This window comes from Streptococcus viridans (assembly GCF_900636365.1).
Classification (GTDB): domain Bacteria; phylum Bacillota; class Bacilli; order Lactobacillales; family Streptococcaceae; genus Streptococcus; species Streptococcus viridans_A.
In genome coordinates, this window is the sequence record NZ_LR134266.1 from 321,717 (window position 1) to 346,582 (window position 24,866).

Consider the following 24,866-nt stretch of genomic DNA (forward strand, 5'->3'; position numbering starts at 1 on the left):
GAGCCAAGCTCTTTTTTTGTCCGCTAGTTTTAATGAAATATAGGGATAAAATTTTATAGCTTCTTCTCTTAATTAAAGAACCTTTCAAAGAAGGCTTGACGAGGGCCTGCTTTCTAGATAGACTGGAAGTAAGCGTTTACACAAAACAAATTTTAGGAGGTCCTGATGAAATCACATCAACCACGTTATGCTATTCGCAAGTATGCTGTAGGAGTTGCTTCGGTACTGGTTGGCTTTTTTGCTAGCGGTCAAGTCGTAGCAGCAGATACGCCAAGCGTTACAGAAAGGCCTGCAACGACTCTTCCGACGCAGCCAAGTGAAGGAGACTTGCCTCTCTCCGCTACGGAGGAAGCTGCTCAGCCGGTGGTAGAAAAACCAACTGTTCCTGCTCCAATCGTTGATCAAAGTCAACCGACCTTACCTGATCGAGAATTGCGCGCATCTGATCTTGATCGCTTGATTCGTGAAGAAGCGATCTCTGTCACAGAAGCTGATGGGACAGCTCAACCGGTTCCGGTAACAGCAGCGACGGAAACACCCGCTAAAGATCCAGAGCAAGAAGAAAAATTGGCCAAGAAAAAAGTCATCTCTATTGATGCGGGTCGCAAGTACTTCTCACCTGATCAAATAAAGGAAATCATTGATGAAGCCAGCAAGACAGGTTATACCGATTTGCATCTCTTAGTGGGAAATGATGGTTTGCGCTTTGTCCTTGATGACATGTCCTTGCAAGTAGGAGATGCGTCCTACTCAAGTCAAGCGGTCAAAGAGGCAGTTGAAAAAGGAACCAAAGCTTACTATGACGATCCAAATGGAACAGCCTTGACGCAGGCTCAAATGGATGACATTTTGGCTTATGCTAAATCCAAGAATATAGGCGTGATTCCAACAATTAATAGCCCAGGGCACATGGATGCAATCCTAACCGCTATGGAGCAATTAGGGATCGAAAACCCTTACTTTAATTACTTTGGCACGAAAAAGTCAGAACGGACCGTTGATTTAGACAACCAAAAAGCCTTAGATTTCACCAAAGCCTTGGTGGACAAGTATGCGGCTTATTTCAGTGGCAAGACAGACATCTTTAACATCGGTTTGGACGAATATGCCAATGATGCAACAGATGCCCATGGTTGGCAGGTTCTCCAAGCTAGCAAGCATTGGCCAGATGAAGGCTATCCAGATAAAGGCTACGAAAAATTCATCCAATATGCCAATGATCTAGCGGCTATTGTGAAAAAACACAAGATGAAACCAATGGCCTTCAACGACGGTATCTACTACAATGGCGACACCTCCTACGGAACCTTTGATAAAGATATCATTGTTTCCTACTGGACAGGTGGTTGGAACGGCTATGATGTGGCTTCTTCAAAATTCTTGTCTGAACTAGGCCATCAAATTCTTAACACCAATGATGCTTGGTACTATGTCCTTGGTCGTGACAAGGCTGGATCAGGTTGGTACAATCTCGATCAAGGTCTCGAAGGGATTTCTAAATCAGCGATTGATGTTGTTCAAAAGAATGATGGGGCTAAGGTTCCATTTATCGGTGGGATGGTAGCTGCCTGGGCAGATACGCCATCTGCAACCTACAAAAAAGAGCTTCTCTTCAAGCTCATGCAGGCTTTTGCGGATAAGAACGCAGACTACTTTGTAGCGGACCCTGAAATCGTCGAAAAAGCTCTTGCGGAAGCTCCAACTGATTTGGACCATTACACTCCAGAATCGCTAGTAGCCTTTACAGCAGCGAAAGAGGCACTAGAAGGAGTGGGAGCAGAAACGACACGAGCAGAAGCCAAAGAACTGATTGCTTCTCTCAAAGCCGCTCAAGAGGCCTTAGTCCATACAGAAAGCTATGCCAAAGAGTTGGCAGACAAGGAAGCTGCTGAAAAACTAGCCAAGAGCAAGGTAATTTCCATTGATGCAGGACGCAAATACTTCTCGCTGGATCAATTGAAACGAATCGTGGATAAGGCTAGTGAGCTAGGCTACACTGACTTGCACCTCCTTGTCGGAAATGATGGCATGCGCTTTGTGCTCGATGATATGACCCTGGAAGCCAATGGCAAGACTTATGCCAGCGACGATGTGAAACAGGCGCTTCTCGAAGGTACCAAGGCCTACTATGACGATCCAAATGGTCAAGCTTTGACACAAGCAGAAATGGATGAGTTACTGGCTTATGCTAGCTCAAAAGGGATTGGCTTGATCCCAGCAGTCAATAGTCCAGGTCATATGGATGCCATATTGGTAGCGATGGAAAAACTGGGTATTGAACATCCACAAGCAACCTTTGATACGGTTTCCAAGACAACCATGGATCTAACCAACGAAGAAGCCGTCAACTTCACCAAGGCCCTAATTGGCAAGTACATGGACTATTTCAAAGGCAAGTCTAAGATCTTTAACTATGGAACAGACGAATACGCCAATGATGCTACCAATGCCCAAGGCTGGTACTATCTCAAATGGTATGAGCTCTATGGTAAGTTTGCGGACTATTCCAATAGTCTCGCAGCTATGGCTCGTGAAAAAGGCTTGCAACCAATGGCCTTTAACGATGGCTTCTACTATGGAGATGAAGATGATGTTGCCTTTGACAAGGATGTCTTGATTTCATACTGGTCTAAAGGATGGTGGGGCTATAACCTCGCATCACCACAGTACCTAGCAGACAAGGGCTACAAATTCCTCAATACCAACGGTGACTGGTACTATGTTTTGGGCCATAGAGGAGAGCAAAGCTATCCACTCGATAAAGCTATCCAACATTCAGAAACCGTTCCATTTGAACAATTAGCTTCAACCAAATACCCTGATGTGAAATTACCAGTGTCCGGAAGTATGTTGGGAATCTGGGCAGATGAACCAGCCAATGAATACAAGGAAGAAGAAGTCTTCCAGGTCATGGAAGCATTTGCCAACCATAACAAAGACTATTTCAAAGCTGACTATACAGCCCTTCGTGCGGCCCTTGCAAGTGTTCCAACAGATCTTTCCATCTATACAGAGGAATCTCGTTTAGCTCTTGCAAAAGTCTTGGATACATTGAACTGGACTGTCAGTCGTGCCCATCAAGAAAAGGTAGATGAGCAAGTGACAAGCCTAACACAAGCTCTCAGCCAGTTGAAACCAATCACCCAAGTGGGAAGTCAAGCAGAAAATGATGTCAGAGCCTTGGTAGAAGACAAACCAAGCTTGGAAATTGTTGAAACAGAACTAGATTTTGAAGTCGTCGAACGGACCAATCCAGACTTGGCCAAGGGTGAACGAAAAGTGGTTCAAGTAGGTGCCAAAGGCCAGCATCGTGAATTTGTTGCGGTCTCTGCTCTTGATAAGAGCCGCCAAGTGGTAGGAACAGAAGTTACGAAAGAAGCTGTTTCTGAGATTGTGGAAGTGGGCACCAAGGAGGCAGAAGTGATCACTCCGACTCCAGGTTTACAGGATGGTCCAAGTCCTCAACCAGACTTACCTCAAGTTGATCAAGGAGGTCATCATCAAGTAAGACCAGTAGCTCCTGAAGTGAAGCCACTTGTGAATGCTCAACCAGCTCCAGTCGCTTCAGAGCAAAAACCAGTGGAAGAGGCTAAGCCAGCACCGGTGCAAGACCAAACACCGTCTAGCCATCAACTTCCTGAGACTGGACAAGAGTCTATCTTAGGTTTGGCCTTACTTGGAGCTGTTCTTGGTGCAACAGGGATGGGTCTCAAGGGACGGAAAGAAGACTAATCAGCCCCCCGATTGAACTAAGTTTTTCTATTTTCCAGAGATGGAAAAGGAAAGACTTGGTTCTTTTTTTGACCTCAAAACTGTACCCGGACAGTCATGGCTTTTCTGCCTTGTTCAGCTTGGATGAACTTGATAAAATAAAAACATGACACGATACAAAGCAACTATTTCTTACGATGGAACGCTATTTGCAGGTTTCCAACGCCAACCGCATGCGCGTAGTGTACAAAAAGAAATCGAGAAGACCTTAATGCGTCTCAATCAAGGAAATCCCGTGACCATCCATGGCGCGGGCCGGACGGATGCAGGCGTCCATGCCCTTGGGCAGGTCATCCATTTTGATCTCCCTCAGCCACGGGATGAGGAGAAGCTCCGCTTCGCTCTGGATACCCAGACCCCAGAGGATATTGACTTTATCCAGGTGGAGCAAGTAGCAGATGACTTTCACTCACGTTACAAGAAGCACAGCAAGACCTATGAATTCATCGTGGATTATGGTCGCCCCAAGAACCCCATGATGCGCCATTATGCCACCCACTATCCCTACCCCTTGGATGTGGCCAAGATGCAAGTAGCCATCCAAAAGTTGGAGGGAACCCATGATTTCACCGGATTTACTGCTTCGGGTACTAGTGTGGAAGATAAGGTTCGCACGATTACAGAGGCTCGCTTGGTTGAGGATAGGGCAAATCATCGCCTTCTCTTTACCTTTTCAGGTAATGGCTTTCTCTACAAGCAAATCCGCAATATGGTGGGAACCTTGCTAAAGATTGGCAATGGACGAATGCCGGTTGAGCAAATTGACTTGATTTTAGAAAAAAAGGACCGCAATCTAGCAGGTCCTACAGCAGCGCCAAATGGCTTATATTTAAAGGAGATTCGGTATGAGCAATGAATTGATTCTAGCTATTTCAGGAAATGATATTTTTAGTGGAGGAGGTCTTCATGCAGACCTTGCGACCTATACAACCAATAAGCAGCATGGTTTTGTAGCGGTGACTTGTTTGACAGCCATGACCGAGCACGGTTTTGAAGTCATTCCGGTGGATCCGATGACCTTTGCCCAACAGCTCAACTCTCTCAAGGATGTTCCTTTTTCTGCTATTAAACTCGGCCTCTTGCCAAATGTTGAAGTGGCAGACCTGGCCTTGGACTACGTCAAGGCCCATGCGGATATCCCTGTAGTTTTAGACCCTGTCTTGGTCTGCAAGGAAACCCATGATGTGGAAGTGTCAGCTCTTCGAGATGAATTGATTAAGTTCTTCCCTTATGTGACCATCATCACACCAAACTTACCAGAGGCTGAGATCTTGATCCAAAGCAAGATTCAATCGCTCGATGATATGAAGGAAGCTGCTCGTAAGCTCCATGAATTGGGAGCGGCCAACGTCGTGGTCAAAGGGGGCAATCGCCTCAACAAGGAAAAAGCCATTGATGTCTTTTATGATGGCCAAGACTTTACGGTCTTCGAAGAAGACGTTTTAGAGAAGAATAATACAGGAGCTGGTTGTACCTTTGCCTCTAGCATTGCAAGCCAGTTAGTTCAAGGGAAGGCAACGTTAGAAGCTGTTAAGGCTTCAAAAGCGTTCGTCTACCAAGCCATTCAAAAATCAGATCAATATGGAGTAGTTCAATATGACCAATAACCGTACCCAAGTAATCGCGCATTTAGCCATTTTAACCGCCTTGACAGTTGTGCTGGGCTATTACACCAAGTTGCCAACTCCAACCGGGATGGTGACCTTGCTGGATTTAGGCGTTTATTTTACCGCCTTTTATCTGGGGCGCAAAGAAGGAGCAGTGGTCGGTGGTCTTGGAGCCTTTCTCTTAGACCTCCTCTCTGGCTATCCTCAATGGATGTTCTTTAGTCTCCTTTTCCACGGAGCTCAAGGCTACTTTGCTGGCTTTAAAGGAAAAGCCCGTTACATCGGTCTGCTTCTAGGAACGGTTATCATGGTAGGCGGCTATGCCCTAGCATCAGCGCTCTTTTTAGGAAATACCTGGGTAGCGGCCATTGAAGAGGTTCCTCATAATCTGGTTCAAAACTTCGTTGGGATGGCTCTGGGATATGCTCTGTACCATTTCTTGCCAAAGAAGGGGAATTAGAGGATGGAGTTAGAACAATTAAAAAGAGAAACCCAGGAGATTTTGCTGGATCTTTTATCCAAGGCCAATCTGCATCAGGGACAAATCCTCGTATTAGGCCTGTCCACCAGTGAAGTCGCTGGCGCAAGTATCGGGAAGAACTCAAGCCTAGAGATTGGGCAAGCCATTGTGAAAACCATCCTAGATACCCTAACTCCCAAAGGGATTTACTTAGCTGTCCAAGGATGTGAGCATCTTAACCGCGCTCTGGTGGTCGAACGTGAACTAGCAGAAAAGAAAGACTTAGAAATCGTCAATGTACTACCGAGCCTCCATGCGGGTGGTGCCGGACAGTTGGCAGCCTTCGGTTATATGAAAGACCCAGTCGAAGTTGAATTTATCACAGCTCAGGCTGGTTTGGACATCGGGGACACTTCTATTGGGATGCATGTCAAGCATGTGCAAGTACCCGTTCGCCCAGTCTTGAAAGAACTGGGTGGTGCTCATGTGACGGCTCTAGCCAGTCGTCCCAAGTTAATCGGTGGGGCGCGTGCTACTTACCAAGATGATCCGCTTCGAAAATCCTAATAGGAAGGAAACTAGTTCAGGCACGGACTAGTTTTTTTATTCCGGGACAATTTTTGAGATAGGAAAGAGATTTTTAATCTTTTGGTCTCCAGAAACGACTATAAAATTCCTCTAAAAAGAAGCAGTTTCTACAAAACCAAGATGCCCAAAAACTTGCATTTTCGAAGTTTTATGGTAAAATTATTAGGAATGACTATATTATTTTAAGGAGAGACAGAATGTCTGTATCATTTGAAAACAAAGAAACAAACCGCGGAGTATTGACTTTTACCATCAGTCAAGACCAAATTAAACCAGCTTTAGACCGCGTGTTTGAGTCTGTTAAGAAAAACTTGAACGTACCAGGATTCCGTAAAGGTCACCTTCCACGTCCGATCTTCAACCAACGTTTTGGTGAAGAATCACTTTATCAAGATGCTTTGAACGATCTTCTTCCAGCAGCTTATGAAGCAGCAGTAAAAGAAGCAGGTCTTGAAGTGGTTGCTCAACCAACTTTTGACGTTGTATCAATGGAAAAAGGTCAAGATTGGACATTGACAGCAAATGTTGTTACAAAACCAGAAGTAAAATTGGGTGCTTACAAAGACCTTGAAGTATCTGTAGAAGTTTCTAAAGAAGTAACAGATGAAGATGTAGATGCACGTATCGAACGCGAACGCAACAACTTGGCTGAATTGGTAATCAAAGAAGGACCAGCAGCTGAAGGTGATACCGTTGTGATCGACTTTGTAGGTTCTGTTGACGGTGTTGAGTTTGACGGAGGAAAAGGAGATAACTTCTCACTTGGACTTGGTTCAGGTCAATTCATCCCAGGTTTCGAAGACCAATTGGTTGGACACTCAGCTGGTGAAACAGTTGATGTCATCGTAACTTTCCCAGAAAACTACCAAGCAACTGACCTTGCAGGTAAAGAAGCAAAATTCGTGACAACCATCCACGAAGTAAAAGCAAAAGAAGTACCAGCTCTTGACGATGAATTGGCAAAAGACATCGACGAAGAAGTTGAAACTCTTGCTGAATTGAAAGAAAAATACCGCAAAGAGTTGGCTGAAGCGAAAGAAGAAGCTTACAAAGATGCAGTTGAGTCAGCAGCGATTGACCTTGCAGTAGAAAATGCAGAAATCGTTGACCTTCCAGAAGAAATGATCCACGAAGAAGTACACCGTGCTGTCAATGAATTCCTTGGAAACATGCAACGTCAAGGAATCTCTCCAGACATGTACTTCCAAATCACTGGTACAACTCAAGAAGATCTTCACAAACAATATGAAGCAGATGCAGCAGCACGTACTAAGACAAACCTTGTCGTAGAAGCGGTTGCTAAAGCAGAAGGCTTCGAAGCAACTGACGAAGAAGTAACTGCAGAAATCGAACAATTGGCAGCAGACTACAACATGCCAGTTGAACAAGTTCGTAGCTTGCTTTCACCAGAAATGTTGAAACACGACATCGCTGTGAAGAAAGCTGTTGAAGTGATCACAAGTACTGCAAAAGTAAAATAAAAAAGACAATCTTCCATCTTGATGGAAACAAGTCATAAGAAGAAAAGCTGAGGCCATGTGTCCCGGCTTTTCTCTTCTTCTTGGCGCGGAATTTTCCTTTGACGAAAGGGGAAAATTATCGTACAATAGAGTGTAACGATAAATGATGTATTTTAGGGGTATCCTCTTTTTTAATGAAAAGAGTGTTGCCTTGAGATAAAAATGAAGGAGATCTACCTTGGAATTAGAAGTATTTGCTGGACAAGAAAAAAGTGAACTTTCAATGATTGAAGTAGCCCGTGCAATCTTAGAGTCACGTGGCCGTGATCATGAAATGTATTTCAATGACCTGGTCAATGAAATTCAAAACTACCTTGAAAAATCAAACAGTGAAATTCGTGAAGCTCTTCCATTGTTCTATACGGAATTGAATGTGGACGGAAGCTTTATCCCACTAGGAGACAACAAATGGGGACTTCGCTCATGGTATGCGATCGATGAGGTAGATGAAGAAATCATCGCTCTTGAAGAAACAGATGAAGATGAAGAGCCTAAGAAACGTAAGAAAAAACGTGTCAACGCCTTTATGGATGGAGACGAAGACGCGATCGATTACAATGCGGATGATCCAGAAGACGAAGATGTCTATGAAGCAGATCCAGCGCTTACTTACGATGATGAAAACCCAGAAGATGAGAAGGATGAAGTGGAAGCCTATGACGCTGAAATTAATGAAATCTCACCAGATGAGTTGGATGAAGAAGTTGAGTTAAGTGACGAAGAAGACGAAGAAGAGTCTTACGAAGAAGAAGAATAATCCAAAGAGGCTGGGACAAAATTCCTAGCCTCTTTCTATGTTTATTTGGATTGTCGAGCAAGACGCAGTGGTTGAGTGGACTCTACTACGCTGATTTCATCAGCTTTTATAGCCCTACTCAACTGTGCGGAGGTTGGACGACGAAATCGAATTCTAACGAATTACCGATTTCTGTCCAACTCTCTTTCTTTACTTGAAGGATGGTTCTCGGAGGAGTATAATAAGGGTGTAAGCCTGAAGTAGTGCAGAAGGAGGAAGAGCATATGGACTGGATACTGAATCAAAGTTTGGTTGACTTAGGGATTGAGACAGTTGTAATCGGAGTGGCCAAACAGGTGGATCCACAAGCTCACCTGTCTGCAACTTTTCTAGCTAAAAAGAAGGAGATGGAAAATTGGGCCTTAAATTGTGATCTCAGCTTGGTGAAAGAGGAGGCAGTTGTACAAGGCTATATGGACTTGTTGAAGGAATCGGGGCGTAGTGTCAAGAAGAACCCGCCGACAATTCTTGCTTTGATTAAGAATATCCAAAGTCGTGGCTTCCTTCCGACGATCAATAGTGTGATTGATATCTATAATGTCGAATGTCTCCGTTCCTTTTTAGCCATTGGAGGGCATGATTTGGATAAGATCCAAGGACCAATCGAGTTTACGATTAGTCAAAGAGAGGATACCTTTTTGCCCATCTTATCAACAGAAAAGCATGTTAGTGAAACCGATCCGGTCTACCGAGATCAAGAGGGTATTATGGCCTGGCTAGATGTGAGAGATGGTGAGCGCTATAAGATGGAGGAGACTACCCGCAATGCCCTCTTTATCATCCAGGGAAACAGAGCGACCTCTGTAGAGATGCGCTTGGAAGCACTGGAGCGGATTAGAGAAGATATGGCCTCTTGTATGCCTGATTTAGAATTTGAAAAATATCTGGTTACCCCCAGTGAGACAATTCCAGTCCCTTAAAGGAGCCCTTCTGTAATAGGGATGAATCCTCATTTGAACAGGAGAGACAAGTGAAGCTGCCGACGCTCTGCTTAACCTGTGAAAATCTGCAACCTTTGAAAAAAGTTTGAAAAAAATCTTGACAAGAAAGTAGAAGATTGATATACTAGTAAGGTACTCAATCGCGGGGATGGCGGAATTGGCAGACGCGCAGGACTAAGGATCCTGTGACCGCTTTAGGTCGTGAGGGTTCAAGTCCCTCTCTCCGCATCGGATGATCAAGACAGCTTCGGCTATCTTTTTTGTTTTTCAAAACTTTATGATAGAATAGGTGTGAGATGAGGTGTGAACATGAAGAAGCACTATCTGGTTTTGATCAATGGGCTCCTAGCGCTCATAGGAAGTGCCATTAATTTTTTTGCTCCAGTCATGATTTTGGCCATGGGGCTCGCTGCTCATGAAGATTTCGGAAGTGCCTTGATGGCTTTAATTAGCTGGAACTTCTTTGTCTGTATTCTAGCCATCGCTTCTAGGTGGCTCCTAAAAGATGAAAAGAGGATTCATAAGTGGATTTCCAATCTCTTTCTGGTAGCGGGTCTCATTCTTTTATTTGCGAATCTCCTTATTTTGTCCTGGAGTTTTTCGTATCTTGAAAGTCCCTTGATGTGGCTATTTGGAAAAATCTTTGGGAAAGTTCATGAATTTACTTATTTCTTCTATTCTCAATGGGTCGCAGGAGGATTCCTAGTGATTTCCGGGATTGCATTTTTAGTTTCATTAAAAAATTTTAAAGCAGAGGATTAAAAAGAGGGAGCTTGGGCTCCCTTCTTTTGCGTTTCTATGGGCTGTAGAAGTCTTGGGAAAGTAAGCATTCCTCCTCATTTATAATAAGAAAGCGCTTAAAGCTACAGGAAAAGCTAGCATTTTCATCTAAAAAGTGATAAAATAAACAATGTAAGTGGTTTAACCACAATAAATTAGAGGAGGCCTACTACTAATGGCAATCGTTTCAGCAGAAAAATTTGTCCAAGCAGCTCGTGACAATGGTTACGCAGTTGGTGGATTTAACACAAACAACCTTGAGTGGACTCAAGCTATCTTGCGTGCAGCAGAAGCTAAAAAAGCTCCAGTTTTGATCCAAACTTCTATGGGTGCTGCTAAATACATGGGTGGTTACAAAGTAGCTCGCAACATGATCGCTAACCTTGTTGAAGCAATGGGTATCACTGTACCAGTTGCAATCCACCTTGACCATGGTCACTACGAAGATGCTCTTGAATGTATCGAAGTTGGTTACACTTCAATCATGTTCGACGGATCACACCTTCCAGTTGAAGAAAACCTTAAATTGGCGAAAGAAGTTGTAGAAAAAGCTCACGCTAAAGGTATCTCAGTTGAAGCTGAAGTTGGTACAATCGGTGGTGAAGAAGACGGTATCGTTGGTAAAGGTGAATTGGCACCAATCGAAGATGCTAAAGCAATGGTTGCTACAGGAATCGACTTCTTGGCAGCAGGTATTGGTAACATCCACGGTCCATACCCAGCAAACTGGGAAGGTCTTGACCTTGACCACTTGAAGAAATTGACAGAAGCTCTTCCAGGATTCCCAATCGTATTGCACGGTGGTTCAGGTATCCCTGATGAGCAAATCAAAGAAGCTATCAAACTTGGTGTTGCGAAAGTTAACGTTAACACTGAGTGCCAAATCGCATTCGCTAATGCAACTCGTCAATTCGTACGTGAATACGATGCAAACGAAGCAGAATACGACAAGAAGAAACTCTTCGACCCACGTAAATTCTTGAAACCAGGATTCGAAGCAATCACAGCTTCAGTTGAAGAACGTATCGACGTATTTGGTAGCGAAAACAAAGCTTAATTTTGCTTGAAACGTTATTAACCAGAGGTTTATCCGCAAGGATAAGCCTTTTTTGGTTCTCTTATTTGGAAAAGTATTTATTGTAAACAAAACAATTTACTCATTTTTAGTAATAATTTTTAGTTTGAAGGGCCAATATAGTTTTTACATGATATAATTAAATTGTTGAGTTAATATTAGGAGATTATAATGGAGATTGATAATCGGAGTATTCGTCTAGGAGATGAATTAAAGAAAGAAATAAAGCCTGGAAGCAAGGTGAAGATTGCTGCTGCAACGTTTTCGATGTTTGCCTTTCAACAGTTAAAGGAAGAACTTGAAACGATCGAGGAGTTGAACTTTATCTTTACAAATTCAACCTTCAATGAAATCCTAAAAATACAGACAAATAAGAATGATGGATTCAACATAACTTTTGAAGATGAAGGTAAAAATCGATCACAAAATATTCAGGAATTGCCAAGAAACTCGATTTTGAAAAAATACAGAAAGCAAAAAGTAAAATCGGTGCTTTAGGGGAAGAAATAGTTTTTGATTATTTAATGGAATCAGCTCAGCAAGAAGGATTAGCTACTCCAGTACATCTCTCTATAGAAGAAGGTGATGGTCTAGGTTACGATATTCGGTATTGGGACAAGGATGGAAAGGAGATCCATGTCGAAGTAAAAACAACAACGAGTAGATATGTAGATGGTTTTGAGATGACTCGAAATGAAATAGAAGCGTCATTGAACACAAACTATGATTATCAAATTTATAGAGTCTATGATCTTCAGGTTAAAACAAAAGACTGTAAAATTAAAATATATAAGGTGCCTGTAGATGATGAGAAGTTTATACTTGAAACAACGAAGGTAGTAGTGTTTCAAAAATAGCAGTTTTAAGTGATTGTGTATAGAGCCATTTTAGGTTTTGTCATTGTTTTAATATTTAAATTGAAATAGTATCATAGACTGCTAATTTAAAAGATAGGGATAATATAATGAATTTTTTCAAAAAAACTTTTATAACTCAACCAATGTTACCAAATTTCTTTTTAACAATATGTGTCAATGGTATTGTAATATACATAACATTAATGTTAATGTCATTATTATTATTTAAATTTTTGATATATAACAATATAGAGTTGGTCATGGCGACTATGATCAACCTAGTTCTTATGATTAATCTAGTCCTTTTCCTTTTCTTTTATTTTATTCGTGTCAATGCTCAAACGGATAGGGAAGAGCTTGGAAACATATTTCAACAGTTAAAAAGACCCGCCATAATCTTTTCAAAAAAGAAGTTTATAAATATTTTAATTTGTTTTCTATATTATATATCAATTGGACTGTTAATTGTAGAGGATTTCAAAGTAATAAATAATAACTTACATTTAATAGAAATTTTTATATTGAACGTAGAAACAATAGTAACTATTATAATTGGACTTTTAATTTGTTCAGTTCTTTTATTTCTATTTCGATTTGTATATCAATTTATTGGAATTTCTCCATGGATAGTGATTGGCTTTTCTTCAATATTAATAATTTTCAGTTCATTAATCGGTATAGAAAACTCACCTTTGGGTTGGACATTTTTAATGTTAATATTTGGAACGATTACGACTCAATTTACAAGTATAGATATAAAATATTTTTTTCCAGAAAAATATAGGGATAAAATAGAAAATAATGAAAAGATCAAGGAAAAATTGAGTAGAATTAAATATTCAACTATTATATATATTCCAATTTTATATATTTCATTATTATTTTCGGAAAAAATTTCAGTGAGTAATAATTTTATTTACTTACTTAATAAAATGACCTCCTCTCATTACGAGGAGGCTTCTCAAGAATTTTTTTCGATCTATACTTTCTCTTCTGGATTATTAAAACTAATTTTTATTACTTTAGGTTGGATTGTTTTTATAGAATACAAAGATATATTTTTAACTAAAGTTACAAGAAGTCTGATAGGAAAAGTTAAGGAGATTGAAAATTTATCGATTAGTAATGGGAAATATTATAAAATAAGGTGTAGCAAAAGGAAATGGAATATTGATAAAAGTGTTTTTTTATTGAAAAAACAAAATAGTAGTACTGAAAATGAATCTCAAAAGATACGTGATAAATTTATATTGTCAAAAGAGTCATGGCTCTCTTTAAACACTAATAGATCAATTAAAGTGATTTCTAATGATATAGTGAAAGTAGATAATGATTACTTTATACATAATGAATCAAATATTTTAAATAAGTTTGAAAAAATAGATAAACGTACAAGAAAGGAAACACTTGGGCAACTAGATTTAACAGCTTTAATTATTGTTACTATATTTTTTTCATTTCTTGTTTTATCAAATTTGCTCTTGGATGTAGATATGAAAAAAGTACCAAATGGTGTTTTTTACTACAAAAATAGTGAACAGACTTATTTACCTACGGATAGGATTTATTTCTGTGAGGATAAAATAAGCCACGTAAAAGATAATATTCAGTACTTTAATTCTACCAGATCACTTAAAAAAGTTATTCCTAAAGTTACGAATTATAAATATGATAAAGTTTCCATGACGATTAAAGATGAAAAACATAATATAGTTGGTGAGCTTAATAAAATGACAAAAATTATAGATATGAAAGATGAGGATGGAAATAAAAAAACATATATTGAGATTAAGTAGTTATTCAATCATATAATATCCAATTATTTATAATTGTTCTGCAAAATTGTCGGTAATATACATGAAAAATAGATACGATAATGGCTAAAACTTTCCGGAAAAGATACATTTTTCGGAAAGTTAATTTACAATAACTCTCAATATAAAGTTATAAAATACGCAAGATCTATTAAAATTGCGTATTTTTTATTTAAAATGTATTAGAATAAAATTCATATTTACATTTATTAAAAGCATTTCGTATCAAAAATACGGGATGCTTTTTCTGTCTAGCTTAATTTGACAATCTAGGAAAAAAAGCTCCTCTATTAACTGTTTTTTACAGCAAGAAGAGGAGCTTTTATTCAGAGAGTTTGTTCAGTGTTCCAATTTACTAATTTCTATTTTTTTTTATTGAGACCAATTAAAAGGATTGGTACTAACGCACCAATAATTTTACCTGCAATAGCAGCAGACTTAGAGGATACAATTAATTTAGAAGCCTGAGAGATTTCATCAAAATCTAGATTTTCTGCTTCAGCTTTGGACAATACTTCTAATAACATTTCAGCACGCTTAGCTCTATCAGAGTCGGCTGACTTTAGTTGTTCAATTTCAAAATCAACTACTGTTCGTATTGCAATATAATGTAGTTTGGTTAGTTTGCTATTTTTTGTTTCTAGATTACTAATAGTTTGTTTAGTGACACCAATAAGATTACCTAAATCTTCACTAGTCCAATTTAAGATTTCTCTGATAGACTTTAAATTATCTTGCAGTATTTGTCTTGTTTTCTCATTTGAGGGATATTTTTCTTTTTTCATTTCACAACACCTACAATTCTGTATTTACATTATAACAGAAATTTGGGACATAAAAAAGCATTGTTTTGGTCAAAAATATAATTTAAGTAAAAAATATTTGACAAAATAAAAATTATGGATTATAATATCGATATTCTTAAGAAAGTGAGGAATGAAGTTATGATTAGCTTATTAAAAATAAAGTGAGTCATATGTTTGTTCTAGATTCTGTGTCAGAAACATGACCAGAAGTTTTTTGGTGTAGTATACACCGTGCCGTGCCATTATAGGAGGAAAGTCAGAATGGATTTACAAGTAATACTTAATATTGTGTTGATTTTTGGAATGATTTATTTCGTTGTTAGAAGATATATTATTGCCTCAAAATTTGCAGACTATATGATTAAGAATGGCGGGGAAGAAATTGAATTTATAAAGGAAAATAAATTGAGTTTCTCTGAATGCGTGAAATTGATTAACAAAAAATATAACATTGGGTTAGTTAATTCATTTTCTGTCGTGAATTGTATAAGAGAAATGTAAGCTACACTAATAAAGGAGAGAATTATTATGGACGCAATTGTTAAGAAATTAGCAGGTTTTGGTTTGCCAGCTGTAGTCTTGTTAGTAGCAATGAGTACAACAGGTTTAGCAGGTGCTGCAGCATTAACTACAGCATTGGCTGCTCTTGGACCATTTGGCATGTTAGGTGGAATTGCTTTATTAGTTTTTTTAGGTTTAGCTGCAGATTCAATTGCTGGATACGGTTATGAAGAAGTGGCAAAGCGCGTAGTTAAAGAACAATTAAAAACTACGTCTAAGTCTGAAATGATTAAAAATATTAGAAAACAACCAATTACAAAAGCAATGAAATTAAAAATTATTGACTTTGTTGAACATATAGATATCTAATTTGAAATAGGAGTTAATATTATGTCAAAATTATACGAATGTAGTGAGTGTGGTGAGTTGTTTACCAAGCATGAAATTGATTGGGAAGGTAGCGATGAAAGCTATGAGTCTTATTATTGTCATGACTGTTCTAGGTTTCTAGAGCAATGTGGAATTGATGCAATGGATCCTGATGGATTTGGGTATGACGAATATGGAAACTGGGATTCGGAACGATTAGGATTATAAATACCTTAGAAAAACTCCTATTGCCTCTTCGCCCGTACTCTTGTTAGATGTTTATAACAGTCTTAAAAAAATCATATAAGGAAGTGTAAGAATGAAGCTAATACCGTACATTTTTATAAATAGAAATTTATTGTCTGTTAGCGGCTCAAAAAAAGAAGTGTTTTCTAAATGTCTCAAAATTGCAAGTAAATATGGAGAAGTGATAGGCAGTGATGAAATATTTGGGGAAATTTATCTCAAAACAAAACTAAATCTGCGCCAGTTACATTTTCCAAGAGAAATAAAAATATCGGTTGCTGCCACTGAGGTTCAAGATTTGACTATTATAAGGTTTGGTGATAGGTTTGATTATACTAGTTCATGGCTTAGGGACGTTTTTGGGAAAGAATTCTTTAAAAAATGAAGCCCTGTATATAGTTATAATGAAGCGCTTCAAAACCATACTGGAACTTCCCTAAATTATCAAGCTAATATCAATTTTTTGAAATTTTAGTTGCGTAAGGATGCCCTTAAATACTGTTATGAAGCTATTTTTAAATCAATTGAAAATAATGCTTTCCAAACCAGGTCTTACGATAATATAGAGGTTTACAATGTAATGGGAAGTACGGCGATTAAATCAACTATATTCAGAAAACAAAGCATAATCTTGCTTGAAACGTTATTAACCAGAGGTTTATCCGTAAGGATAAGCCTTTTTTGTTGGTGTTGGAGGTGATTATTTATCTCTTTTATTATTGCAACAAAAATATCTAAGTCATATTGATAAAACACTCTAAAATTTGTACAATAACGCTATGAAAAAATTTAAACAGTGGAGTTGGATCCTTTGTGGCTTTCTTATCCTCTTTTTAGGTGCTACATTTATGTTTCACCAAGTCAGTTTGCAAAAAGAAAGGAAGCTACTCACACCCATAGGTAAACAGGTTACGGTCAATGGCCATCAAATGAATGTCTCGATTACTGGAGAAGGGCCTGAAACAATCGTGTTACTTTCAGGTGCTGGCATCGCCTCCCCTATCCTAGACTTTAAGAATCTATCAGATTCCCTATCCAAAAAATACAAAGTTGTTGTCGTGGAGCGAGCAGGATATGGTTTTAGTGAAGATAATGATCGTTCAAGAGATGTGATGGAGGTCCTTTCTGAGACCCGTCAAGCTTTGGCGCAAGCTCATGTTTCAGGTCCTTATGTGATTATTTCGCATTCTATGGCTAGTTTAGAGAGTCTTGCTTGGCAAGAGAAATATCCGAATGAAGTGAAGACTTTGATTGGCCTGGATTGGGCCTTGCCAGCGAGTTATGAAGATTTAAAGGATAATCAGGCCTTGCTTACTGTGGCTTATTGGAGCAGTAAGATTGGCTTATTACGCTATTTCCCTGAGTCCTTTTATATAAAAAATCCAACTCTGACTGAAACTGAATGACAACAATATAAATTACTAGCATATAAGCAGTTGATGTCACAAGCCATGCTTCATGAATCCCGTTTGGCAAAGGAAAATGCCAAGAAAGTTCCATCTAGCATTAATCCGAAAATTCCAGCCTTACTCCTGGTTTCTAACGGTGAAGGCACGACCTTTAGCCAATCAGAGTGGCAACGTTATGCAGAGAGATTTGCAAGCGACCAGTCTAATGTTCAAGTCGACTATATGGATGCGCCTCACGACCTCTATCATTATCAAAGCGATGCTATTGTTTCTCGTATTAAAGAATTTTTAGAGAATAATTGAGGGCTTAAAAATCCATTGAGACTGATGATAATAATTAAATGCTGAAGGATTAACAGTAGAATCGTTAATTTTCTCGATTAAAAAAATTCTTTTTCTTAACAAGAAGCCTGCCCCTAAGGGCAGGTTTTTTGGTGTCTTAAGGAAACTATTTAACAGAATTCTTGATTAAAAGTTTCATTTTAAGAGAGAAATCTCTAATTTCATACTCAATAAGCAAACGCTTGCATTCCTTTTTTTATTAGATTATAATAGGTTGGTATAAAGCCTTCTGTAATAATATTGAAAAAGTGTAGAAAGTAAGGATTTAGAATACTTGTAGTCAAAAATACAATGTTGCTTCTTACGATAGGGAGATAGATATGGCAATGATAGAAGTGCAACATCTTCAGAAAAATTTTGTGAAGACAGTTAAGGAGCCGGGGTTAAAGGGAGCCTTGCGCTCCTTTGTTCATCCTGAAAAGCAGACTTTTGAAGCGGTCAAGGATTTAACATTTGAAGTTCCAAAAGGGCAGATTCTAGGATTTATCGGGGCAAATGGTGCTGGGAAGTCAACCACCATCAAAATGCTGACAGGGATTTTGAAACCGACATCTGGTTTTTGTCGGATTAATGGCAAGATTCCGCAGGACAATCGCCAAGATTATGTCAAGGATATTGGGGTTGTTTTTGGGCAACGCACCCAGCTATGGTGGGATTTGGCTCTGCAAGAGACCTACACGGTTTTGAAAGAGATCTATGATGTACCGGACTCGCTTTTCCATAAGCGCATGGACTTTTTGAATGAAGTTTTGGATTTGAAGGAATTTATCAAGGATCCTGTGCGGACTCTTTCACTAGGTCAACGGATGCGGGCGGATATTGCAGCTTCCTTACTTCACAATCCCAAAGTTCTCTTTTTAGATGAACCGACTATTGGTTTGGATGTGTCGGTCAAGGACAACATTCGTCGGGCCATTACTCAGATTAATCAGGAGGAAGAGACAACTATTCTCTTGACCACTCATGATTTGAGTGATATTGAGCAACTCTGTGATCGGATTTTTATGATTGATAAGGGGCAAGAGATTTTTGATGGAACGGTGAGTCAGCTCAAGGAGACCTTTGGCAAGATGAAGACTCTCTCCTTTGAACTGGTACCAGGTCAAGGTCATCTTGTCTCTCATTATGAAGGCTTACCTGATATGTCCATTGATAGACAAGGAAATACTCTCAATATTGAATTCGATAGTTCCCGCTACCAGTCGGCCGATATTATCAAGCAAACCTTATCTGATTTTGAAGTCCGTGATTTGAAGATGGTAGATACGGATATTGAAGATATTATCCGTCGCTTCTATCGAAAGGAGCTCTAAGATGGTCAAATTGTGGAGACGTTATAAACCCTTTATCAATGCAGGGATTCAGGAGTTGATTAGCTATCGAGTCAACTTTATTCTCTATCGGATTGGTGATGTCATGGGGGCTTTTGTGGCATTTTATCTCTGGAAGGCAGTCTTTGACTCCTCCCAGGAGCCTTTGATTCAGGGCTTCAGTATGGCAGATATCACTCTCTACATCATCATGAGTTTTGTGACCAATCTTTTGACTAGGTCTGATAGCTCCTTTATGATTGGGGAGGAGGTCAAGGATGGCTCCATTATCATGCGCTTGCTGAGACCAGTGCATTTTGCGGCTTCTTACCTCTTTACGGAGCTTGGTTCCAAGTGGTTGATTTTTATCTCTGTTGGGCTGCCATTTTTAAGTGTCATTGTTTTGATGAAAATCTTATCTGGGCAAGGTATTGTAGAAGTGCTGGGATTAACTGTCCTTTATCTCTTTAGCTTAACTCTGGCTTATCTGATTAACTTTTTCTTTAATATCTGCTTTGGATTTTCAGCCTTTGTCTTTAAAAACCTATGGGGTTCCAATCTACTCAAGACTTCAATAGTGGCCTTTATGTCTGGCAGTTTGATTCCCTTGACATTTTTTCCAAAGGTGGTTTCAGATATTCTCTCCTTATTGCCATTTTCATCCTTGATTTACACTCCGGTTATGATCATTGTTGGGAAATACGATGCCAGTCAGATTCTTCAAGCACTTTTGCTTCAGCTTTTCTGGCTTATAGTGATGGTGGGCTTGTCTCAGTTGATTTGGAAACGAGTCCAGTCATTTATCACCATTCAGGGAGGTTAGTATGAAAAAATATCAACGCATGCATCTGATTTTTATCAGACAATACATCAAGCAAATCATGGAATACAAGGTGGATTTTGTGGTAGGTGTGTTGGGAGTCTTTCTGACTCAAGGCCTAAACCTCTTGTTTCTCAATGTACTCTTTCAACACATCCCCTCGCTAGAAGGTTGGACCTTTCAAGAGATTGCCTTTATCTATGGATTTTCCTTAATTCCAAAGGGATTAGATCATCTCTTTTTTGACAATCTCTGGGCTTTAGGTCAACGACTAGTTCGAAAAGGGGAGTTTGACAAGTATCTGACCCGTCCTATCAGTCCTCTCTTTCACATCCTCGTTGAGACCTTTCAGATTGATGCCTTGGGCGAACTTTTGGTCGGTGGAATCTTACTAACGACAACGGCGACTAGCATTGCTTGGACTCTTCCCAAATTCCTGATTTTTCTAGTTTGTATTCCTTTTGCGACCTTGATCTATACTTCCCTGAAAATTGCAACAGCCAGCATCGCTTTTTGGACCAAGCAGTCAGGTGCCATGATTTACATTTTTTATATGTTTAATGATTTTGCCAAGTACCCGATTTCCATTTATAATTCCCTCCTTCGTTGGTTAATTAGCTTTATTGTGCCCTTTGCTTTTACGGCCTACTATCCTGCCAGCTATTTCTTGCAGGACAAGGATGTCTTCTTTAATATTGGTGGTTTGATTCTGATTTCTCTTATCTTCTTTTGCATCTCTCTGAAACTTTGGGACAGGGGGTTAGATGCCTACGAAAGTGCTGGTTCGTAAGAGCTAGAGTAAGACTAAAACCAAGAAAAGATTTTGTAATGTTTGTTATTGAAGAAGTCAAGAGTGAAGATCAAAAAATGGCAGTTGTCGCTGAGATTTTAAGGGATTTGCCAGAATGGTTTGGAATACCAGAAAGCACGCAAGCCTACATCGAAGGAGCCAAGGACTTGAAGGTGTGGACCGCCTTTTAGGAGAGTAATTTGCTTGGCTTTGTAAGCTTGTCCTATTCCAGTGAAGATTGTGCAGAAATTGATTGTCTCGGTGTAAAAAAAGCTCATCAAGGTAGAGGAATTGGTAGTCAATTGCTTGCTACTTTAGAGAGTGAAGCTGGCAAAAATGTTGATTTTTTGCAGGTGAAAATAGTGGCAGAAGGCTCTAATAAAGATTATGACCGAACCAATGTCTTTTATCGCAGTCTTGGCTTTAAAAAACTAGAGATTTTTCCGCAACTGTGGGGGCCTCAAAATCCTTGTCAGATTTTGATTAAAAAGATGAATTAAGAATCCCTTGACATCCTTCCTTATAGTGCTATACTATAAGGGTAATCGCCGATTTAGCTCAGTTGGTAGAGCAACGCACTCGTAACGCGTAGGTCACAGGTTCGATCCCTGCAATCGGCATCAAATGATACAAGAAAAAGCCTATTGTGATAGGCTTTTTTTGATGTTGAATCATTTTTTGTACCAAAATTTGTACCAAATTATTATAAAAGTTTTCGGATGTTTTCAAACTCATCGTTAATATTCTCTTGTAATGTATAATCGAGTCTTAGCTAATATGGGAATGACTTTATCAATATTCTAGAGCTATTTTAGAAATGCTCAAAACTATCTTTCCAGAAAATAGTTGTTTTTCGGAAAGTTAGCTATTAATATTTATCAATGATAAAAATAGCATGTTTTAAGGGACTGACCCCAAAAAGTGAGAATTTAATAAAAAGACTTGACATAATTCGTTTACAATGGTAAACTTACTTTAAACATATTCGTTTACATCTGTAGACAACTAGGGAGGAAGGAGAATGAGCACGATAGAATTTAATACTTATATCACAGATGCAGAATGGGAAGTCATGCGTGTAGTTTGGGCAAATGATCGAGTAACTAGTAAAAAAGTCATTTCCGTATTGCAAGAAAAAATGGACTGGACACAATCCACTATCAAAACGATCTTAGGTCGATTAGTTGGAAAAGGCGTACTAAATACAGAGCATGAAGGTAGAAAGTTTATTTACACTGCCAATATTGAAGAGACAGAAGCCGTAAGGGATTATGCAGAAGATATTTTTAACCGTATTTGCAATAAGAAAGTCGGAAATGTAATAGGAAGCATCATTGAAGATCATGTTTTAAGCTTCGATGATATAGATCGACTAGAAAAAATATTAGAGATGAAAAAATCTTTCGCAGTAGAAGAAGTGGATTGCAATTGTCCAGAAGGACAATGCGAATGTCATTTACATCATCATTAAGCATAAGGAGGAATTTAAAATGAATAATGACAACATGGATAAGTTAAAACACGAGCATGGAATCACAGATGAACATGGATACCATAAGGATCAACATCAAGTACATCATGCTGGGCATGATCACAGCGGTCACAGTGGACATAATCACAGCGGTCACAGTGGACATAATCACAGCGGGCACAGTGGACATGATCACAGCGGGCATAATCACAGCGGACACAGTGGGCATGCCCACCATCATCACGGAAGCTTTAAGGAACTTTTCTTAAAGTCATTGCCACTAGGAATCATTATTATGCTCCTAGTCCCTTTGCATGGATTTGAACTACCATTCCAGTTTACTTTTCCATATTCTGATATTGTAGTAGCTATTTTATCTACTATATTAATTATTTATGGTGGACGTCCATTCTATCAAGGTGCAGTTGACGAATTTAAACAAAAAGAACCTGGAATGATGGCACTCGTTTCTTTAGGTTTAAGTGTTTCATATTTATACAGTATTTATGCTGTGATCATTACCTACGTAACGGGTGAACACGTGATGGACTTTTTCTTTGAATTTGCTTCATTACTATTAATCATGCTATTAGGTCACTGGATTGAGATGAAAGCTATTGGAGAAGCAGGAGACGCACAAGCAGAATTGGCTAAGTTAGTGCCGAAAGATGCTCACGTTGTATTAGAAGACGATTCAATTGAAACACGTCCAGTTGCTGACTTACAGGTAGGTGATTTAATTCGTGTTCAAGCCGGAGAAAATGTGCCAGCAGACGGGATTATCGAGCGTGGCGAATCACGTTTAAATGAAGCTCTTTTGACTGGAGAATCAAAAGCAGTTAAAAAAGGCCCTGGCGATGAAGTAATCGGGGGCTCAACAAATGGAGAAGGGGTTCTTTATATTAAAGTGAATGAGACAGGTGATCAATCCTTCATCTCTCAAGTTCAGAATTTAATCAGCCAAGCTCAAAGTCAGCCTTCCAGAGCAGAAAATATTGCGCAAAAGGTTGCAGGGTGGCTCTTCTATATTGCTGTTATTGTCGCGCTAATTGCTTTTGTAGTGTGGATGATTATTGGAGATATCCCAACGGCAGTTATATTTACTATTACTACATTAGTTATTGCTTGTCCGCACGCATTGGGTCTGGCTATTCCATTGGTAACCGCCCGTAGCACAAGCTTAGGAGCTAGCCGTGGCTTACTAGTAAAAGACCGCCAAGCCTTAGAAATAGCTCAAGATGCAGATGTGATCATTTTAGATAAAACGGGTACTTTAACAACTGGTGAATTTAAAGTATTAGATGTAAAACTTCTTAATGACAAATATACAAAAGAGGAAATCATTGCCTTATTGGCAGGTATTGAAGGAGGATCTAGCCACCCAATTGCTCAATCAATTATAAGTTTCGCCGAGCAGCAAAATATACGTCCAGCATCTTTTGATTCGATTGATGTGATTTCCGGTTCTGGAGTAGAGGGTAAAGCAGGTGGGCACCGTTACCAATTAATCAGTCAAAAAGCCTATGGACGTAATCTTGATATGGATATTCCAAAAGGAGCAACTCTTAGTGTCTTAGTAGAAAACGATGATGCCATTGGTGCTGTAGCTTTAGGGGACGAATTAAAACCAACGAGTAAAGCGTTAATTAAAGCTCTTAAAAAGAACAATATTCAACCAATTATGGCAACAGGTGATAATGAAAAAGCGGCTCAAGGCGCGGCAGAAGTTTTAGGGATTGAATATAGATCAAATCAATCTCCACAAGATAAATATGAGTTGGTTAAAACACTTAAAGATGAAGGAAAGAAAGTTATCATGGTAGGTGATGGTGTAAATGATGCTCCTTCTCTTGCCTTAGCAGATGTTGGTATAGCTATAGGTGCTGGAACTCAAGTTGCATTGGATTCAGCTGATGTCATATTGACTCAATCCGATCCAGGAGATATTGAATCATTCATTGAATTAGCACACAAAACAACTCGTAAAATGAAACAAAACCTATTTTGGGGAGCTGGTTATAACTTTATAGCTATCCCTCTAGCTGCAGGAATTTTGGCTCCTATTGGTATCACATTAAGCCCTGCATTAGGAGCAATCCTAATGTCTGTGTCAACAGTCATCGTCGCCATTAATGCGATGTTGTTAAGTTTAGATCCAAAAAATAACGGTTAACAGATTGAGTGATTGAAACTCCTTAAAGTATCAAGATACAATAGTTTTACAGGAGAAAAAGAGATGTAAGTACCGGCTCTTTGTAAAATCGTGTTGGTAGAAGTAGACGATTTTTCTACCAACACGATTTTTAATTTATTATAGAACTGATTTCTTTTAAAATCCTAAAAGCCACCTATTTCGACAGTTTTATAGCTTGTTATTCTATTTTCTTGACAATAATACCACCGTCTCCAACTTGGAGGTGTTTTTATTTAATTCTCATTTACGGGGGTCAGTGCCAATTAAAATTGCGTATTTTTTATTTAAAATGTATTAGAATTAAATTCATATAAAATATGCACGAAAAATAAATCAAATTTAAAAAGTACAAATTAATGAAGTGATTATTGATAAAAATAGTTAATAATTGGTTAAACA

At 38.9% G+C, this 24,866-nt stretch carries 23 protein-coding genes, 2 tRNA genes and 2 pseudogenes; 26 read left to right on the plus strand and 1 reads right to left on the minus strand.

Annotation, left to right across the window (positions count from 1 at the left end; all coding sequences use genetic code 11):
* Nucleotides 1-165: 165 nt before the first annotated feature.
* The 14 genes from EL081_RS01795 (at nucleotide 166) to EL081_RS01865 (ending at nucleotide 14,191) form a co-directional block, all read left to right on the plus strand.
* Nucleotides 166-3,732: a family 20 glycosylhydrolase gene (locus EL081_RS01795; protein ID WP_126403762.1), complete on the plus strand. Its 3,567-nt coding sequence runs from the start codon at nucleotides 166-168 to the stop codon at nucleotides 3,730-3,732.
* A gap of 145 nt (nucleotides 3,733-3,877) precedes the next feature.
* A complete protein-coding gene (gene truA / locus EL081_RS01800; RefSeq protein WP_126403763.1) occupies nucleotides 3,878-4,627 on the plus strand; it encodes a tRNA pseudouridine(38-40) synthase TruA in 750 nt (249 codons plus the stop codon).
* Entirely contained in the window at nucleotides 4,617-5,378 is a 762-nt protein-coding gene (locus tag EL081_RS01805; protein ID WP_126403764.1) for a bifunctional hydroxymethylpyrimidine kinase/phosphomethylpyrimidine kinase, read from the plus strand. Before truA ends, EL081_RS01805 begins: the two co-directional genes overlap by 11 nt.
* Complete coding sequence (locus EL081_RS01810; protein ID WP_048691530.1) at nucleotides 5,368-5,838, plus strand: ECF transporter S component; 471 nt, start codon at nucleotides 5,368-5,370, stop codon at nucleotides 5,836-5,838. Before EL081_RS01805 ends, EL081_RS01810 begins: the two co-directional genes overlap by 11 nt.
* A gap of 3 nt (nucleotides 5,839-5,841) precedes the next feature.
* Nucleotides 5,842-6,405, plus strand: coding sequence for a TIGR01440 family protein (locus EL081_RS01815; protein WP_126403765.1), 564 nt, complete (start codon nucleotides 5,842-5,844; stop codon nucleotides 6,403-6,405).
* A gap of 218 nt (nucleotides 6,406-6,623) precedes the next feature.
* Nucleotides 6,624-7,907, plus strand: a complete 1,284-nt coding sequence (gene tig / locus EL081_RS01820) for a trigger factor (RefSeq protein ID WP_048717652.1) — start codon at nucleotides 6,624-6,626, stop codon at nucleotides 7,905-7,907.
* Nucleotides 7,908-8,124: 217 nt separating this feature from the next.
* A complete protein-coding gene (rpoE, locus tag EL081_RS01825; RefSeq protein WP_048691524.1) occupies nucleotides 8,125-8,703 on the plus strand; it encodes a DNA-directed RNA polymerase subunit delta in 579 nt (192 codons plus the stop codon).
* 263 nt (nucleotides 8,704-8,966) lie between these two features.
* A complete protein-coding gene (locus EL081_RS01835; RefSeq protein WP_117744905.1) occupies nucleotides 8,967-9,662 on the plus strand; it encodes a B3/B4 domain-containing protein in 696 nt (231 codons plus the stop codon).
* 163 nt (nucleotides 9,663-9,825) lie between these two features.
* Nucleotides 9,826-9,911: transfer RNA gene (locus EL081_RS01840), tRNA-Leu, on the plus strand.
* A gap of 81 nt (nucleotides 9,912-9,992) precedes the next feature.
* Nucleotides 9,993-10,445: a hypothetical protein gene (locus EL081_RS01845; protein ID WP_126403766.1), complete on the plus strand. Its 453-nt coding sequence runs from the start codon at nucleotides 9,993-9,995 to the stop codon at nucleotides 10,443-10,445.
* A gap of 193 nt (nucleotides 10,446-10,638) precedes the next feature.
* Entirely contained in the window at nucleotides 10,639-11,520 is an 882-nt protein-coding gene (locus EL081_RS01850) for a class II fructose-bisphosphate aldolase (RefSeq protein ID WP_048789867.1), read from the plus strand.
* A 189-nt stretch (nucleotides 11,521-11,709) separates the two neighbouring features.
* Complete coding sequence (locus EL081_RS01855) at nucleotides 11,710-12,036, plus strand: hypothetical protein (protein ID WP_126403767.1); 327 nt, start codon at nucleotides 11,710-11,712, stop codon at nucleotides 12,034-12,036.
* A gap of 26 nt (nucleotides 12,037-12,062) precedes the next feature.
* Nucleotides 12,063-12,395: a DUF3883 domain-containing protein gene (locus EL081_RS01860; protein WP_126403768.1), complete on the plus strand. Its 333-nt coding sequence runs from the start codon at nucleotides 12,063-12,065 to the stop codon at nucleotides 12,393-12,395.
* A 260-nt stretch (nucleotides 12,396-12,655) separates the two neighbouring features.
* Nucleotides 12,656-14,191 (plus strand): DUF1097 domain-containing protein, encoded by a 1,536-nt coding sequence (locus EL081_RS01865; protein ID WP_126403769.1) that lies wholly within the window; start codon nucleotides 12,656-12,658, stop codon nucleotides 14,189-14,191.
* A gap of 380 nt (nucleotides 14,192-14,571) precedes the next feature.
* Here the strand turns inward: EL081_RS01865 and EL081_RS10235 are convergent, their stop codons facing one another.
* Nucleotides 14,572-14,994, minus strand: a complete 423-nt coding sequence (locus tag EL081_RS10235; RefSeq protein ID WP_126403770.1) for a helix-turn-helix transcriptional regulator — start codon at nucleotides 14,992-14,994, stop codon at nucleotides 14,572-14,574.
* Nucleotides 14,995-15,276: 282 nt separating this feature from the next.
* Between EL081_RS10235 and EL081_RS01875 the strand changes: the two genes are divergently transcribed.
* The 12 genes and pseudogenes from EL081_RS01875 to EL081_RS01935 all read left to right on the plus strand — a co-directional run bounded on the left by EL081_RS01875 (nucleotide 15,277) and on the right by EL081_RS01935 (nucleotide 24,446).
* Nucleotides 15,277-15,516 (plus strand): hypothetical protein, encoded by a 240-nt coding sequence (locus EL081_RS01875; RefSeq protein ID WP_126403771.1) that lies wholly within the window; start codon nucleotides 15,277-15,279, stop codon nucleotides 15,514-15,516.
* Nucleotides 15,517-15,543: 27 nt separating this feature from the next.
* Nucleotides 15,544-15,885 (plus strand): hypothetical protein, encoded by a 342-nt coding sequence (locus EL081_RS01880; protein WP_126403772.1) that lies wholly within the window; start codon nucleotides 15,544-15,546, stop codon nucleotides 15,883-15,885.
* Between the two features lie 21 nt (nucleotides 15,886-15,906).
* Nucleotides 15,907-16,113: a hypothetical protein gene (locus EL081_RS01885; RefSeq protein ID WP_070590689.1), complete on the plus strand. Its 207-nt coding sequence runs from the start codon at nucleotides 15,907-15,909 to the stop codon at nucleotides 16,111-16,113.
* 91 nt (nucleotides 16,114-16,204) lie between these two features.
* A complete protein-coding gene (locus EL081_RS01890; RefSeq protein ID WP_126403773.1) occupies nucleotides 16,205-16,516 on the plus strand; it encodes a hypothetical protein in 312 nt (103 codons plus the stop codon).
* Nucleotides 16,517-16,910: 394 nt separating this feature from the next.
* Nucleotides 16,911-17,843: pseudogene (locus EL081_RS01895) on the plus strand (alpha/beta fold hydrolase).
* A 359-nt stretch (nucleotides 17,844-18,202) separates the two neighbouring features.
* A complete protein-coding gene (locus tag EL081_RS01905; protein WP_126403775.1) occupies nucleotides 18,203-19,195 on the plus strand; it encodes an ABC transporter ATP-binding protein in 993 nt (330 codons plus the stop codon).
* 1 nt (nucleotide 19,196) lies between these two features.
* Nucleotides 19,197-20,015, plus strand: a complete 819-nt coding sequence (locus EL081_RS01910) for an ABC transporter permease (RefSeq protein ID WP_126403776.1) — start codon at nucleotides 19,197-19,199, stop codon at nucleotides 20,013-20,015.
* A 1-nt stretch (nucleotide 20,016) separates the two neighbouring features.
* Nucleotides 20,017-20,802: an ABC transporter permease gene (locus tag EL081_RS01915; protein WP_126403777.1), complete on the plus strand. Its 786-nt coding sequence runs from the start codon at nucleotides 20,017-20,019 to the stop codon at nucleotides 20,800-20,802.
* Between the two features lie 38 nt (nucleotides 20,803-20,840).
* A pseudogene (locus EL081_RS10120) lies at nucleotides 20,841-21,302 on the plus strand (GNAT family N-acetyltransferase).
* 47 nt (nucleotides 21,303-21,349) lie between these two features.
* Nucleotides 21,350-21,422, plus strand: a tRNA-Thr gene (locus tag EL081_RS01925).
* A gap of 401 nt (nucleotides 21,423-21,823) precedes the next feature.
* Nucleotides 21,824-22,273, plus strand: a complete 450-nt coding sequence (locus tag EL081_RS01930) for a CopY/TcrY family copper transport repressor (RefSeq protein WP_002908710.1) — start codon at nucleotides 21,824-21,826, stop codon at nucleotides 22,271-22,273.
* Between the two features lie 19 nt (nucleotides 22,274-22,292).
* Complete coding sequence (locus tag EL081_RS01935) at nucleotides 22,293-24,446, plus strand: heavy metal translocating P-type ATPase (RefSeq protein WP_126403779.1); 2,154 nt, start codon at nucleotides 22,293-22,295, stop codon at nucleotides 24,444-24,446.
* The last annotated feature ends 420 nt before the right edge of the window (nucleotides 24,447-24,866 follow it).